Below are 13,361 nucleotides of genomic sequence, written 5' to 3' on the forward strand. Positions count from 1 at the left end.
TACAAGAAAGCCAGTCAGGGTGACCTGACTGGCTTTTTTATTGCCGCTCGTTTTCGCATTGCAGAGGTTGCGTTAAGGTTGTGCTTTGCGCGGAGAAGCTCATGGCATCACCTGTTCTGGTAGCGGCTCAATGTGCGGTGCAGGCTGGCGATCTCGCTGCCAATCTCGCGCTGCATCTGAATTTCATGCGCCACGCCAGTGAGCTGGGTGCGGGGTTGATCATCTTCCCGGAGCTGTCACTCAGTGGCTATGAGCCGGCACTGGCCGATACGCTGGCACAGCCTGCCGACAGTCCGTTGCTCGAGCCACTGTGCAGCCTGACCATGGCTGCGGGGATGACCACGGTGGTCGGTTTGCCATTGCGTGTTCCAGGGTACGACAGGCCGCAAATCGCGGCCTGCATTCTTCACCCCGATGGCTCGCGGGCCATCTACACCAAACAGTATCTGCACGCGGGTGAAGAGCGGTTTTTCAGCGCTGGCCAGGGCGGCGAGTTGCTGCTTGTCGGGGGCATGTCGGTGGCGTTGTCGGTGTGCGCCGAGTTCGCTCATGCCGAGCACCCCGCGAAGGCAGCAGAGCGTGGCGCCCTGGTGTATGCGGCCAGTGTGCTGGTCGGCGAGGGCGGTTATCCCCATGACAGCTCGCTGTTGCAGGGCTACGCGCAGCGTCACGGCATGGCGGTGCTGATGGCCAATCATGGCGGCCCTACGGGCGGCTGGGCTGCAGCAGGGCGCAGTGCGTTGTGGGATGAGCAGGGGCGTTGCGTCGCCTCTACGCTGGGGGTAGGCCACCGTCTGCTGGTGGTTTCCAGGCAGGCGGATGGCTGGCAGGGAAGCGATATTGCGCTGTCTGCCTGAGCGGCAGCTATAAAAAAACGCCAGTCAGGCGCTGCCTGGCTGGCGTTTTTCGTGGCGCGTCGTGATCAGTCGGTGTACTGGAACAGCTTGATGATCTTCTGTACGCCCGAGGTGCTCTGCACCACGTTGCTCGCGGCGTTGGCTTCCTGGCGGCTGACCACGCCGAGCAGGTAGACGATACCGTTCTCGGTGATCACCTTGATGCGGCTGCCAGGCACGCCACTGTCGGCGAGCATCTGGGTCTTGATCTTGGTGGTCAGCAGCGAATCGTTGCTGCGTGCCAGCAGCGAGGTGGGCTGCTGCACCTGCAGCTCATTGTGCACCTTGCGTACGCCTTGCACGGTGCGTGCGGCCTGCTCGGCCATGCTCTTCAGTTCGGCGCGCGGCGTCTGCCCGGCGATCAGGATCACGCCGTTGTAGCTGGTCACCACGATGCGTGAGGTGGGGCTGGCGAGGTCGGCGTGGGCACGGGTGATGGCGTTGGCCACGTCGGGGCCGACGAACTGGTCGTCGATCTTGTTGCCGATGCTGCGGCTGCCGCAACCGCCGAGGATCAGGCTCAGGGCCAAAACGGCGAAGATCAGTGGTGAACGGGTCATTCTTCACTCCCAAACAGTTGACTGTCGATAAGGTCGCACAAGCAGTGTATGGCCAACAGATGAACTTCCTGGATGCGCGCCGTGACCTTTGACGGCACGCGAATCTCGACGTCTTCGGGCAGCAGCAGCGAGGCCATGCCGCCGCCGTCGCGGCCGGTGAGGGCCACCACGGTCATTTCCCGATCATGGGCGGCCTGGATGGCTTGAATCACGTTGGCCGAGTTGCCGCTGGTGGAAATCGCCAGCAATACATCGCCCGGCTGGCCCAGGGCGCGGATCTGCTTGGAAAAGACTTCGTTGTAGCTGTAATCGTTGGCGATCGAGGTGATCGTCGAGCTGTCGGTGGTCAGGGCGATCGCCGGCAGGCTGGGGCGCTCGCGCTCGAAACGGTTGAGCAGTTCGGACGAGAAATGCTGCGCGTCACCGGCTGAGCCACCATTGCCGCAGGAGAGAATCTTGCCTTCGCTGAGCAGTGCCTGAACCATCACCTGGCTGGCATGCTCGATGAATGGAGGCAGTACCTCCATGGCGTGGTGCTTGGTTTCGATGCTGGCTTGAAACAGCTGGCGAATACGGGCTTGCATGTCCATGTAGAGCTTTGACCTTGACTGTAACGAGGCGCTGGCCGCGAGGGCGCGTTGCGCTGTCGTTGGAGGTGGCGGTGAATCAGGGTATGGCAGCGAGCCTTGGCTTCAACTGTCGAAGGCGTTTCTGATCCATTCCAGTGATACGGGTCTGCCATGGCCTACGGCTATGACATCGAAACGGCAGGGATGTTTGGCCCAGCGCTTCTCCTGTTGCAGAAATTGCATGGCCGTGGCGATCAGCTTGTCACGCTTGCGCCTGTCGACGCTTTCGACCGCACCACCCCAGGCACTGTGCTTGCGGTAGCGCACTTCGGCGAATACTACTGTATCGCCATCGAGCATGACCAGATCGAGTTCGCCACGCTGACCGCGCCAGTTCTGGCAGATCAGGCGCAGGCCATGGCTTTGCAGGTGCTCACAGGCGAGGGCTTCGGCCGCTCGCCCGCTGACATGGCGCGGATCGTCACTCAATGTTGCTTTCAGGCAGGCGCTGAACCTGGCCATTGCTGAACTGCGCCCAGGGCAACCGGCGCTCGACACGCTGCGCGGCGTTCAGGCTCAGGTTGCCGGACAGGCCCTCGACGCGGCTATCAGGCAGCGTCTTGAGCTGGTCGAGGCGCGGTGCCAGGCGGAAGGCGTCGACGCCCATGGCGTACAGGCGCCCCAGGCTGCCGCCGGCTTGTGGCCACTGGCTGTTGACCTGCTGGCGCAGCGGGTCGTTGGCATCCAGCAGCCAGGGGGTTTCGCAGAAGCGGATGCCGTCCAGGTCGCGGTACTGGGCCGCACTCATGCTGCCGCTGAACAGGTGCGAGGTGGCATACACCGGCACGTCGCCAGCGTACTGGTAAGCCAGGGTGGGCTTGATCTGCTGGGCCTGTTGCGGCGTGGCGGCGAGGAAGATGAAGTCCACGTCCTGACGGCGCGAGGTGCCGTTGACCTGCAGCAGGCGGGCGACCTGGCCTGCCATGTCGACCGGCTGGTCGATCTGCTCGGCGCCCAGGAAGGTACCACCGGCGGCTTGCCAGCTCTGGCGGAAGGCATCCAGTACGCGGTTGCCCCACTCGCCCTTGGGCACCAGGGCGACGGCGCTGCGCATGCCGTCGGCCCAGGCGCGGCGGGCGACCTCGCGGGCCTCGTCTTCGGCGGCCAGGCCGAACTGGAACAGCTGGGCCGGGCTCTTGGCGCCCGGGTCGGCATAGTTCAGGGCCAGGGTGGTGATCGGTAGCTGGTCACGGTTACCCAGTTGGGTGACCAGGTTCTTTTCCAGTGGGCCGATCACCAGCTCCACGCCATCGGCTTTTGCCTGGCGGTAGAAGTCATCCAGCGAGGTCAGGCGGGCACTGTCGTAAAGCTGGATTTGCGGCGGCTGTTCGCCGGCCTGCTGCGCCTGGTAGTGGGCAGCCAGGAAACCATCACGCAGGGCGCGCGATACCGAGGCCAGCTGGCCTTCCTGGGGCAGCAGCAGGGCGATCTTCTGCAGCGGCTTGCTGGACAGCGCGCGGAGGTCGGCGAGGGCCTTGGGCAGTTGCTTGGCCGCCGGATGGTTCGGGTGCTGGGCCAGCCAGTTGTCGATGGCGTCCTGCTGCTGTTTGAGCGTGCCAACGGTTTTCGCCACCTGGGCCAGCGACAGCCAGCCGGCCAGGTCGGCGTCGGCAGCGGTCGGCGCCGGCTCTGCCGGCAGGCTGGAGACCAGGCTCCAGATATGGTCCTGATTGCGCTGCGCCTCGTCGCCGCTCAGCAGCGGGGCGATGAACACCCGCTCGCGGGCAGCGGCGAGAAGCTGACCATCCTTTTCGAGGGCGTTGGCGCGTGCCAGTTGAGTGCGCGTCTGCTGCTCGACCGGCAGTTCGCCGAGGCGCTCCAGGCTGGGGTGGGACAAGGCGTTCAAGGCGGCTTTGGCGTCATTGCGTGCCAGGGCCAGCTCGGCCTTGAGGGTGCTGGCGTAGATCTGCTGCGCCGGCTTGAGCAACTGCAGGTCAACCTGCCCGAGAATGCTCTCGGCGCGTTGCACGTTGCCCTGCTTGGCGGCCAGGTCGGCGGCCGACAGGCGCAGCAACTGGGCATCTTCATCCTGGCTGCTGCCGGCTTGCTGGAGCATCTGCTCCACGCTGGCCTGGGGCGTGCGGGGCAGTTCGCCGAGGTTCGAGGAAGGCGAGCTGCTGCAGGCAACGAGCAGGCCGGCTAGGCAGAGTGCAGAGAGCGGACGCAGGCAGGCAATCATGTAAGCGATTCCGGTTCTTGAGCAAATGAACGCGGGATTGTACCCAAGGCACCGCCTTGGCGCGACGACGAAGGTGTTAACCGGTACGCAGAGGTCGCAGGCACTTGCCTTGGCGGTAGCTATCCGCCCGAGCGGTTCGCTCGCGTTACAATGGCCGCTTTCCATTTATATGAAGAGGCATTGCCGTGATCGCTAATGAAGCACCCCGAAGCGCCGCGGGCACTCTGTTCGTGGTGGCGACGCCCATTGGCAATCTCGACGACCTCAGTGCCCGGGCATTGAAGGTGCTCGGCGCGGTCACGCTGATCGCTGCCGAGGACACCCGGCACTCGGCGCGGCTGATGCAACACTTCGGCATCGGCACGCCATTGGCGGCCTGCCACGAGCACAACGAGCGTGACGAGGGCAATCGCTTCATCGAGCGCCTGCTGGCCGGGGACGACGTGGCGCTGATTTCCGATGCCGGCACGCCGCTGATTTCCGATCCCGGCTACCACCTGGTGCGCCAGGCTCGGGCAGCGGGGGTGCGGGTCGTGCCGGTACCAGGCGCGTGTGCGTTGATCGCCGCCTTGTCGGCGGCCGGCCTGCCATCGGATCGCTTCGTTTTCGAAGGGTTTCTGCCGGCCAAGACCGTGGGCCGTCGCGCACGCCTCGAGCTGGTGCGCGAGGAGCCGCGTACCTTGATCTTCTATGAGGCGCCGCACCGCATCCTCGAGTGCCTGCAGGACATGCGCGACGTGTTCGGCGGCGAGCGCCAGGCCCTGCTGGCCCGCGAGCTGACCAAAACCTTCGAAACCCTGCAAGGACTGCCACTCGATCAGTTGTGCGAGTGGGTGGCGGCCGATGCCAACCAGCAGCGCGGCGAATGCGTGGTGCTGGTGGCCGGCTGGCAGGCGCCGGAAGACGAGGCTGCAGTAAGTGTCGAGGCGCTGCGCGTGCTCGACCTGTTGCTCGCCGAAATGCCGCTCAAGCGTGCGGCGGCGCTGGCGGCGCAGATCACCGGGGTGCGCAAGAATCTGCTTTATCAGGCTGCGCTGGAGCGTCAGCAAGACGGTTGATCTTGTTCTCGGCGGGTTGCAGCGGTTACCCTTGTCAGCGGAGAGTCGATCGGACAGTCGCTGCCTTCCATCTGGAAGGGGGAGGAAAGTCCGGGCTCCATAGGGCGGAGTGCCAGGTAACGCCTGGGAGGCGCGAGCCTACGGAAAGTGCCACAGAAAATAACCGCCTAAGCGCTTCGGCGCCGGTAAGGGTGAAAAGGTGCGGTAAGAGCGCACCGCACGGCTGGTAACAGTCCGTGGCTAGGCAAACCCCACTCGGAGCAAGACCAAATAGGGTTCCATTGGCGTGGCCCGCGCTGGAACCGGGTAGGTTGCTAAAGGCGTACAGTGATGTGCGTCGTAGAGGAATGACTGTCCTCGACAGAACCCGGCTTACAGATCGACTCTCCACCTCTTCTGCTTTGTGCTCCTTCCCCTCCTTTTTAATACCGAAAAAATCTTACTCTTAACAAACTACTTTAAGTTCGTTGGGTAGGTGTCGGTATGTGTTTGTTTTTTAGCCATCTTTCCCGCCCTGGGCGCTCGTCCCACTTCTCATTTATTCGCTAAATCTCCGTTCTATAAGGAATTTTCCGTTCTGGCGCGCCTTGACGGTGGGGTACGCGCGTTCCTATAGTGTGCTCCGGTGGTGAAAAGTGGCATGAAGTGGGTTTTTTTGGATGCTGATGCCTAATTAAGGGGAAACGCGATCGTGTTTCGCGGAGCTAATGCCATAAGTCTTGACGCCAAGGGGCGGCTCGCGATGCCAAGTCGGTATCGGGACGAGCTCGTTTCGCGTTCGGCTGGCCAGCTCATCGTCACCATCGATGCCATCGATCCCTGCCTTTGTGTCTACCCGCTGCCGGAGTGGGAAATCATCGAGAACAAGCTGCGCGAGCTGGCCTCCTTCCGTGAAGAGAACCGCCGCCTGCAACGTCTGCTGATTGGTAATGCCGTCGATCTCGAGCTGGATGGCAGTGGTCGTTTTCTGGTTCCGCCGCGTCTGCGTGAGTACGCCAAGCTGGACAAGCGCGCGATGTTGGTGGGGCAGCTCAATAAATTTCAACTGTGGGACGAGGATTCCTGGAATGCCGTGGCCGATGCCGATCTGGCCGCCATCAAGCAACCGGGTGCTCTTTCCGATGACCTTCGTGACCTGATCCTGTGAACATGACCTCTACCTTCCGCCATATCACCGTGTTGCTCGAGGAGGCCGTTACGGCGCTCTCCTTGCGCGCCGATGGCTGCTATGTGGATGGCACGTTCGGGCGGGGCGGGCACAGCCGGCTGATCCTCGACAGGATCGGGCCAGGCGGTCGCTTGCTGGGGTTCGACAAGGACCCACTGGCAATCGCGACTGGAAATACGCTAGCGGCCGAAGACGGCCGCTTTGTCGTTGTACAGAGAAGTTTTGCGGAACTCGGCGATGAGCTTGCTGTCCGCGGCCTCGCTGGCCAGGTCAGCGGCGTGCTGCTTGACCTGGGCGTGTCGTCGCCACAGCTGGACGACGCCGAGCGCGGTTTCAGCTTTCTCAATGATGGCCCGCTGGACATGCGCATGGATCCCTCGCGCGGGGTCAGCGCGGCGCAGTTCATCGCTACCGCGGCGGAAGAAGAAATCGCCCGGGTGTTCAAGGAATACGGTGAAGAGCGGTTCGCCAGGCGTATGGCCCGCGCCGTGGTGATGCGCCGTGCCGAGCAGCCGTTCGAGCGCACTGCCGATCTGGCGCAGGTGCTGACGGTGGCGAATCCTGCCTGGGAAAAGGGCAAGAATCCGGCGACTCGCGCGTTCCAAGGGCTGCGCATTCACGTCAATAACGAATTGGGTGACCTGCAGCGTGGCCTGGATGCTGCGCTGGAGAATCTCGAAGTCGGTGGCCGCCTGGTGGTGATCAGCTTCCATTCCCTGGAAGACCGTATCGTCAAGCAGTTCATGCGCAAGCACGCCAAGGGCGAGATGGACAAGCTGCCGCGTGACCTGCCAATCATCCCGAAAGCCTTCGAGCCGCGCCTCAAGCTGCTCGGCAAGCCGCAGTTCGCCTCGGAAGCCGAACTCAAGGCCAACCCGCGCTCGCGCAGTGCCGTCATGCGTGTCGCGGAGAAACTGCGATGAGCGCCTTGAGCAGCAAGCGTTTCCCCAAGGGCAGCCTGCTGATGCTGGTGCTGTTTGTCGCCGTGCTCGGTTCCGCGCTGGCGGTGTCCTACAGTGCGCACTGGAATCGTCAACTGCTCAACAGCTTGTATGGCGAACTCAGCGTGCGTGACAAGGCGCAGGCCGAGTGGGGCCGCCTGATCCTCGAGCAAAGCACCTGGACGGCCCACAACCGTATCGAGACCCTGGCCAGCGAACAGCTGAAGATGCGCATCCCGGACGCCGCCGAAGTGCGCATGGTGGCGCCATGATGAAGCTCGAGGGGGCTCTGTACCCATGGCGCTTCCGCCTGGTCATGCTGCTGCTGGCGCTGATGGTCGCGGCCATTGCGGCGCGTATCTTCGAACTGCATGTGTTCGACCATGACTTCCTCAAGGCCCATGGCGACGCGCGCAGCGTGCGGCACATTCCCATTCCGGCGCACCGTGGCCTGATCACCGACCGTAACGGCGAGCCGCTGGCGGTCAGTACCCCGGTCACCACGCTGTGGGCCAACGGCAAGGAGCTGCAGGCCGGCAAGGCACAGTGGCCGGTGCTGGCAGCGGCCCTAGGCCAGGAGCCGAATGCCTTCGCTCAACGTCTGCAGGCCAACGCCGAGCGCGAATTCATGTACCTGGTGCGCGGCCTGACCCCCGAGCAGGGCCAGCGGGTGCTCGATCTCAAGGTGCCGGGCGTCTACTCCATCGAGGAGTTTCGGCGTTTCTACCCGGCGGGCGAAGTGACCGCCCATATGGTCGGCTTCACCGACATCGACGACCGCGGCCGCGAAGGCGTCGAGCTGGCGTTCGAGGACTGGCTGGCCGGCGTACCCGGCAAGCGCCAGGTGCTCAAGGATCGCCGCGGCCGCCTGATCCGTGACGTCCAGGTGACCCAGAACGCCAAGGCTGGCAAGGCGCTGGCGCTGTCCATCGACCTGCGCCTGCAGTACCTGGCGCACCGTGAGCTGCGTAACGCGCTGGTCGAGTTCGGTGCCAAGGCCGGCAGCCTGGTGATGGTCGACGTGAAGACCGGTGAAATCCTCGCCATGGTCAATCAGCCGACCTACAACCCGAACAACCGTCGCAACCTGCAGCCGGCGGCCATGCGTAACCGCGCGATGATCGACGTGTTCGAGCCCGGCTCGACCATGAAGCCGTTCTCCATGAGCGCCGCGCTGGAGACCGGGCGCTGGAAGCCGACCGACAAGGTCGATGTGCAGGGCGGTACCCTGCAGATCGGCCGTTACACCATCAGGGACGTGTCCCGTGCGCCGGATGGCGTGCTCGACCTGACCGGCATCCTCATCAAGTCCAGTAACGTCGGCATGAGCAAGGTCGCCTTCGACATTGGCGGCGCGGCTATTTATGACGTGATGCAGCAAGTCGGTCTGGGCCAGGACACCGGCCTGAGTTTCCCGGGCGAGCGGGTTGGCAATCTGCCCAACCACCGTGAGTGGCGCAAGGCGGAAACCGCCACGCTGTCCTACGGTTACGGCCTGTCGGTCACCGCGGTACAACTGGCCCACGCCTATGCCGTGCTCGGCAACGGCGGGCGCAGCGTGCCGATGTCGCTGACGCGTACCGACCGCGTGCGCGACAGCGTGCAGGTGATTCCCGAAGATGTCGCCCATACCGTGCAAGGCATGCTGCAGCAGGTTATCGAAGCGCCGGGCGGGGTTTTCCGTGCCCAGGTGCCGGGTTATCACGTGGCCGGCAAGAGCGGCACCGCGCGCAAGACCGCTTCCGGTACCAAGGGCTACCAGGCCAATGCCTACCGCTCGCTGTTCGCCGGCTTCGCGCCGGCGAGCAACCCGCGCATCGCGATTGCCGTGGTCATCGACGAACCGAGCAAGAGCGGCTACTACGGCGGCCTGGTGTCGGCCCCGGTATTCAGCCGTGTCATGGCGGGCGGCCTGCGCCTGATGAACATCACCCCGGACAACCTGCCCGAGACCACGGCAGCGCAAGTCGATGCGCCGGCAGCGGCCACCCATAATGGAGGGCGCGGCTGATGCCCATGCCATTGAATCAGTTGTTGCCTCAGGCAAGCAGCGGCGTGCTGATCCGCGAGCTGACCCTCGATAGCCGCCAGGTGCGCCCTGGCGATCTGTTCCTGGCCGTGCCCGGCACTCGCCAGGATGGCCGCGTGCACATTGCCGATGCGATTTTCCGTGGTGCCGCCGCGGTTGCCTTCGAGGTCGACGGCGCGTTGCCGATGGCCGCCGAAAGCGCCGAACTGGTGGCCATCAAAGGCCTGGCCGGCCAGCTGTCGGCCATCGCCGGGCGCTTCTATGGCGAGCCAAGCCGCGGCCTGCACATGGTCGGCATCACCGGCACCAACGGCAAGACCAGCGTCAGCCAGCTGCTGGCCCAGGCCCTGGATCTGCTCGGCGAGCGGTGCGGCATCGTCGGTACCCTCGGCAACGGCTTCTATGGCGCGCTGGCTCAGGGCCTGCACACCACGCCGGATCCGATCGGCGTGCAGGCGACCCTGGCCGGCCTGAAGAAGGACGGCGCGCGCGCGATCGCCATGGAGGTTTCGTCCCATGGCCTGCACCAGGGGCGGGTTGCCGCGCTGGATTTCGACGTGGCGGTGTTCACCAACCTGTCGCGCGATCACCTCGATTATCACGGCTCGATGGAGGCCTATCAGGCGGCCAAGGCTGCGCTGTTCGCCTGGCCGAGCCTGCGTGCCCGGGTCATCAATCTGGACGATGCGACTGGCCGCCAGCTGGCTGCCCAGGAGCGCGATTCGCGTCTGATCGGTTACAGCCTGCAAGACCAGAGCGCCTACCTGTTCTGCCGCGACATTCATTTCGATGACCAGGGCGTGCGCGCCACGCTGGTCACTCCGCGTGGCGAAGGCAGCCTGCGCAGCTCGCTGCTGGGCCGCTTCAACCTCAGCAACCTGCTGGCGGTGGTCGGTGCCCTGGTGGCCATGGATTACCCGCTGGACGAAATTCTCAAGGCGCTGCCGCGTCTGCATGGGCCGATTGGCCGTATGCAACGTCTGGGTGGCCAGCAGGCGCCGCTGGTGGTGGTCGACTATGCCCACACCCCGGACGCGCTGGAGCAGGTTCTGAGTGCGCTGCGCCCCCACGTGACCGGCCGCCTGCTGTGCCTGTTCGGCTGCGGTGGCGACCGTGATCGCGGCAAGCGCCCGCTGATGGCCGAAGTGGTCGAGCGCCTCGCCGACGCCGCGCTGGTCACCGACGACAACCCGCGTAGCGAAGCGCCACGGCAAATCTTCGACGATATCCGCGAAGGCTTCCGTAACGCTGAGCAGGTGCGCTTCGTACATGGCCGCGGCAAGGCCATCGCCCAGCTGATCGGCGAGGCCCAGGTTGGCGATGTGGTGGTGCTGGCCGGCAAGGGCCATGAGGATTACCAGGAAATCGACGGCGTGCGTCAGCCGTTCTCCGATCTGCAGGAAGCCGGTCGCGCACTGGCAGCATGGGAGGCGGCACATGCTTAAGGCATTGCGGTTGAGCGAAGTGGCCGGCGCCCTGAATGGTCGCCTGGTCGGCGAGGATCGTGCCTTCGCGGCCGTCAGCACCGACAGCCGCAGCATCGTGCCTGGCCAGTTGTTCGTTGCCCTCAGCGGCCCGCGTTTCGATGGCCATGACTATCTGGCCCAGGTCGCCGCCAAAGGCGCCGTTGCCGCACTGGTGGCGCGTGAGGTCGCGGATGTCGACCTGCCGCAACTGGTCGTTGCCGATACCACCCTGGCCCTTGGTCAGCTGGGCGCGCTCAACCGCCAGGCCTACGGCGGCCTGCTGGCCGCAGTGACCGGCTCCAGCGGCAAGACCACCGTCAAGGAAATGCTCGCTGCCATCCTGCGCGCCTCGTGCGCCGAGGATGGCGGCGCCGTATTGGCGACCCGCGGCAACCTGAACAATCAGCTGGGCGTTCCGCTGACCCTGCTGGAGTTGGCGCCCGAGCACACCGGCGCGGTCATCGAGCTGGGCGCTTCGGGTATCGGCGAAATCGCTTATACCGTCAGCCTCACCAAACCGCAGGTGGCGATCATCACCAATGCCGGCAACGCCCACGTGGGCGAGTTCGGCGGCCCCGAGAACATCGTGCTGGCCAAGGGCGAGATCATCGAAGGCTTGAGCGATGGCGGCGTTGCCGTGCTCAACCGCGATGACCTGGCGTTCGAGCGTTGGGTCAAGCGTGCTGCCGGTCGCCGCGTACTGAGCTTTGCCCTGCGCGACAGCCGCGCCGACTTCCATGCCCTCGAGCTGAGCCGCGATCCGCGTGGCTGCCCGGCGTTCACGCTGTTCTGCCACGAAGGCCAGGCCCGCGTGCAACTCAATCTGCTCGGTGAGCACAACGTGGCCAACGCGCTGGCCGCCGCTGCGGCGGCTCACGCCCTGGCGGTGCCGCTGGTGGCCATCAAGAACGGTCTGGAAAGCCTGCTGCCGGTCAAGGGCCGTGCCGTGGCGCAACTGGCGCGCAACGGCGCCCGGGTGATCGACGATACCTATAACGCCAACCCCGCTTCGATCTGCGCCGCCATCGACATCCTCGCCGGTTTCTCCGGCCGCAAGGTGTTGGTGCTGGGCGATATCGGCGAGCTGGGTGCCTGGTCGGAGCAGGGCCACCGCGACGTTGGCGAATACGCGATTGGCAAGGCCGACGTGCTGTATGCAGTCGGCCCGCAAATGAAACATGCCGTACAGGCCTTTGGCGCCGGTGGCCGGCACTTCGCCGACCAGGCCGCGCTGATCGACGCGGTACGCGCCGAGCCCGGCGACAGCACCATTCTAATTAAAGGTTCACGCAGCGCCGCGATGGAAAATGTCGTCGCCGCGCTGTGTGGCGACAGTGGGGAGAGTCACTAAATGCTGCTGCTGCTGGCAGAGTATCTGCAACAGTTCCATAAGGGCTTCGCGGTCTTCCAGTACCTGACCCTGCGCGGGATTCTCGGTGTGCTGACGGCGCTCGCGCTGGCGCTGTTCCTCGGCCCGTGGATGATCCGTACCCTGCAGATCCGCCAGATCGGCCAGGCCGTGCGCAACGACGGCCCGCAATCGCACCTGTCCAAGAAGGGCACGCCGACCATGGGGGGCGCGCTGATCCTCTCGGCCATTGCGATCAGCACCCTGCTGTGGGCCGACCTGAGCAACCGCTACGTATGGGTGGTGCTGATCGTCACCCTGCTGTTCGGCGCCATCGGCTGGGTCGACGACTACCGCAAGGTGATCGAGAAGAATTCGCGCGGCCTGCCGAGCCGCTGGAAGTACTTCTGGCAGTCGGTGTTCGGTATCGGTGCGGCCACCTTCCTTTATATGACTGCGCAGACGCCGATCGAAACCACCCTGATCGTGCCGCTGCTCAAGGATGTCAGCATTCCCCTGGGCATCGGTTTCGTGGTGCTGACCTATTTCGTGATCGTCGGCTCCAGCAACGCGGTGAACCTGACCGACGGCCTCGACGGCCTGGCGATCCTGCCCACCGTGATGGTCGGTGGCGCCCTGGGCATCTTCTGCTACCTGTCGGGCAACGTGAATTTCTCCGAGTACCTGCTGATTCCTTACGTGCCGGGTGCCGGCGAGCTGATCGTGTTCTGCGGCGCGCTGATCGGCGCCGGCCTGGGTTTCCTGTGGTTCAACACCTACCCGGCGCAGGTGTTCATGGGCGACGTCGGTGCGCTGGCACTGGGCGCCGCGCTGGGCACCATCGCCGTGATCGTGCGCCAGGAGATCGTGCTGTTCATCATGGGCGGCGTGTTCGTCATGGAAACCCTGTCGGTGATCATCCAGGTCGCCAGCTTCAAGCTGACCGGCAAGCGGGTGTTCCGCATGGCACCGATTCACCACCATTTCGAGTTGAAGGGTTGGCCCGAACCACGGGTCATCGTTCGTTTCTGGATCATCACCGTGATTCTGGTGTTGATCGGCCTCGCTACTTTGAAACTGCGTTGAG

General features: G+C 64.5%; 13 protein-coding genes and 1 other RNA gene. 10 read left to right on the forward strand and 4 right to left on the reverse strand.

The features are described 5' to 3' along the window. The first annotated feature begins 101 nt into the window (after nt 1-101). Nucleotides 102-857, forward strand: coding sequence for a carbon-nitrogen hydrolase family protein (locus QYS36_RS15930; protein WP_308840396.1), 756 nt, complete (start codon nt 102-104; stop codon nt 855-857). A gap of 65 nt (nt 858-922) precedes the next feature. Here QYS36_RS15930 and QYS36_RS15935 read toward each other — a convergent pair whose 3' ends face one another. The 4 genes from QYS36_RS15935 to QYS36_RS15950 all read right to left on the reverse strand — a co-directional run bounded on the left by QYS36_RS15935 (nt 923) and on the right by QYS36_RS15950 (nt 4,264). Continuing rightward, nucleotides 923-1,456 carry a BON domain-containing protein gene (locus QYS36_RS15935; RefSeq protein ID WP_308840397.1) on the reverse strand — a complete coding sequence of 178 codons (534 nt, stop codon included), beginning with the start codon at nt 1,454-1,456 and terminating at the stop codon, nt 923-925. Next, a complete protein-coding gene (locus tag QYS36_RS15940) occupies nt 1,453-2,046 on the reverse strand; it encodes a phosphoheptose isomerase (protein WP_013792664.1) in 594 nt (197 codons plus the stop codon). The genes QYS36_RS15935 and QYS36_RS15940 overlap by 4 nt, the downstream gene beginning before the upstream one ends. A 102-nt stretch (nt 2,047-2,148) precedes the next feature. Further along, on the reverse strand, nt 2,149-2,514 hold the full coding sequence (locus tag QYS36_RS15945; RefSeq protein WP_308840398.1) for a YraN family protein: 366 nt from the start codon (nt 2,512-2,514) through the stop codon (nt 2,149-2,151). Next, a complete protein-coding gene (locus QYS36_RS15950; protein ID WP_308840399.1) occupies nt 2,507-4,264 on the reverse strand; it encodes a penicillin-binding protein activator in 1,758 nt (585 codons plus the stop codon). The genes QYS36_RS15945 and QYS36_RS15950 overlap by 8 nt, the downstream gene beginning before the upstream one ends. Before the next feature lie 188 nt (nt 4,265-4,452). On the opposite strand from QYS36_RS15950, the gene rsmI reads away from it, so the two are divergent. The 9 genes from rsmI to mraY all read left to right on the forward strand — a co-directional run bounded on the left by rsmI (nt 4,453) and on the right by mraY (nt 13,360). Next, the gene (gene rsmI / locus QYS36_RS15955; protein ID WP_308840437.1) at nt 4,453-5,322 is read left to right on the forward strand and encodes a 16S rRNA (cytidine(1402)-2'-O)-methyltransferase; all 870 of its coding nucleotides are present in this window, start codon (nt 4,453-4,455) and stop codon (nt 5,320-5,322) included. A gap of 41 nt (nt 5,323-5,363) precedes the next feature. Then, nucleotides 5,364-5,713: RNase P RNA component class A (gene rnpB / locus QYS36_RS15960), an RNA gene on the forward strand. A 300-nt stretch (nt 5,714-6,013) separates the two neighbouring features. After that, nucleotides 6,014-6,469, forward strand: a complete 456-nt coding sequence (gene mraZ / locus QYS36_RS15965; RefSeq protein ID WP_013792660.1) for a division/cell wall cluster transcriptional repressor MraZ — start codon at nt 6,014-6,016, stop codon at nt 6,467-6,469. Nucleotides 6,470-6,471: 2 nt separating this feature from the next. After that, the gene (gene rsmH, locus QYS36_RS15970; RefSeq protein ID WP_308840400.1) at nt 6,472-7,413 is read left to right on the forward strand and encodes a 16S rRNA (cytosine(1402)-N(4))-methyltransferase RsmH; all 942 of its coding nucleotides are present in this window, start codon (nt 6,472-6,474) and stop codon (nt 7,411-7,413) included. After that, nucleotides 7,410-7,703, forward strand: a complete 294-nt coding sequence (ftsL, locus tag QYS36_RS15975; protein ID WP_308840401.1) for a cell division protein FtsL — start codon at nt 7,410-7,412, stop codon at nt 7,701-7,703. The genes rsmH and ftsL overlap by 4 nt, the downstream gene beginning before the upstream one ends. Beyond that, on the forward strand, nt 7,703-9,442 hold the full coding sequence (locus QYS36_RS15980) for a penicillin-binding protein 2 (protein ID WP_308840438.1): 1,740 nt from the start codon (nt 7,703-7,705) through the stop codon (nt 9,440-9,442). Before ftsL ends, QYS36_RS15980 begins: the two co-directional genes overlap by 1 nt. Then, on the forward strand, nt 9,442-10,905 hold the full coding sequence (locus QYS36_RS15985) for a UDP-N-acetylmuramoyl-L-alanyl-D-glutamate--2,6-diaminopimelate ligase (protein WP_308840402.1): 1,464 nt from the start codon (nt 9,442-9,444) through the stop codon (nt 10,903-10,905). The genes QYS36_RS15980 and QYS36_RS15985 overlap by 1 nt, the downstream gene beginning before the upstream one ends. Then, nucleotides 10,898-12,277: a UDP-N-acetylmuramoyl-tripeptide--D-alanyl-D-alanine ligase gene (gene murF, locus QYS36_RS15990; protein ID WP_308840403.1), complete on the forward strand. Its 1,380-nt coding sequence runs from the start codon at nt 10,898-10,900 to the stop codon at nt 12,275-12,277. Before QYS36_RS15985 ends, murF begins: the two co-directional genes overlap by 8 nt. Continuing rightward, complete coding sequence (gene mraY, locus QYS36_RS15995) at nt 12,278-13,360, forward strand: phospho-N-acetylmuramoyl-pentapeptide-transferase (RefSeq protein WP_308840404.1); 1,083 nt, start codon at nt 12,278-12,280, stop codon at nt 13,358-13,360. Nucleotide 13,361 lies beyond the last annotated feature (1 nt).

Origin of the sequence: Pseudomonas sp. G34 (genome assembly GCF_031119625.1) — a bacterium.
Lineage (GTDB): Bacteria > Pseudomonadota > Gammaproteobacteria > Pseudomonadales > Pseudomonadaceae > Aquipseudomonas.

Excerpts from the sequence above, each read along its gene's own strand:
- QYS36_RS15930 (WP_308840396.1), top strand. The coding sequence starts at position 102 with ATGGCATCACCTGTTCTGGTAGCGGCTCAATGTGCGGTGCAGGCTGGC.
- QYS36_RS15935 (WP_308840397.1), bottom strand. The coding sequence starts at position 1,456 with ATGACCCGTTCACCACTGATCTTCGCCGTTTTGGCCCTGAGCCTGATC.
- QYS36_RS15940 (WP_013792664.1), bottom strand. The coding sequence starts at position 2,046 with ATGGACATGCAAGCCCGTATTCGCCAGCTGTTTCAAGCCAGCATCGAA.
- QYS36_RS15950 (WP_308840399.1), bottom strand. The coding sequence starts at position 4,264 with ATGATTGCCTGCCTGCGTCCGCTCTCTGCACTCTGCCTAGCCGGCCTG.
- rsmH (WP_308840400.1), top strand. The coding sequence starts at position 6,472 with ATGACCTCTACCTTCCGCCATATCACCGTGTTGCTCGAGGAGGCCGTT.
- ftsL (WP_308840401.1), top strand. The coding sequence starts at position 7,410 with ATGAGCGCCTTGAGCAGCAAGCGTTTCCCCAAGGGCAGCCTGCTGATG.
- QYS36_RS15980 (WP_308840438.1), top strand. The coding sequence starts at position 7,703 with ATGAAGCTCGAGGGGGCTCTGTACCCATGGCGCTTCCGCCTGGTCATG.
- QYS36_RS15985 (WP_308840402.1), top strand. The coding sequence starts at position 9,442 with ATGCCCATGCCATTGAATCAGTTGTTGCCTCAGGCAAGCAGCGGCGTG.
- murF (WP_308840403.1), top strand. The coding sequence starts at position 10,898 with ATGCTTAAGGCATTGCGGTTGAGCGAAGTGGCCGGCGCCCTGAATGGT.
- mraY (WP_308840404.1), top strand. The coding sequence starts at position 12,278 with ATGCTGCTGCTGCTGGCAGAGTATCTGCAACAGTTCCATAAGGGCTTC.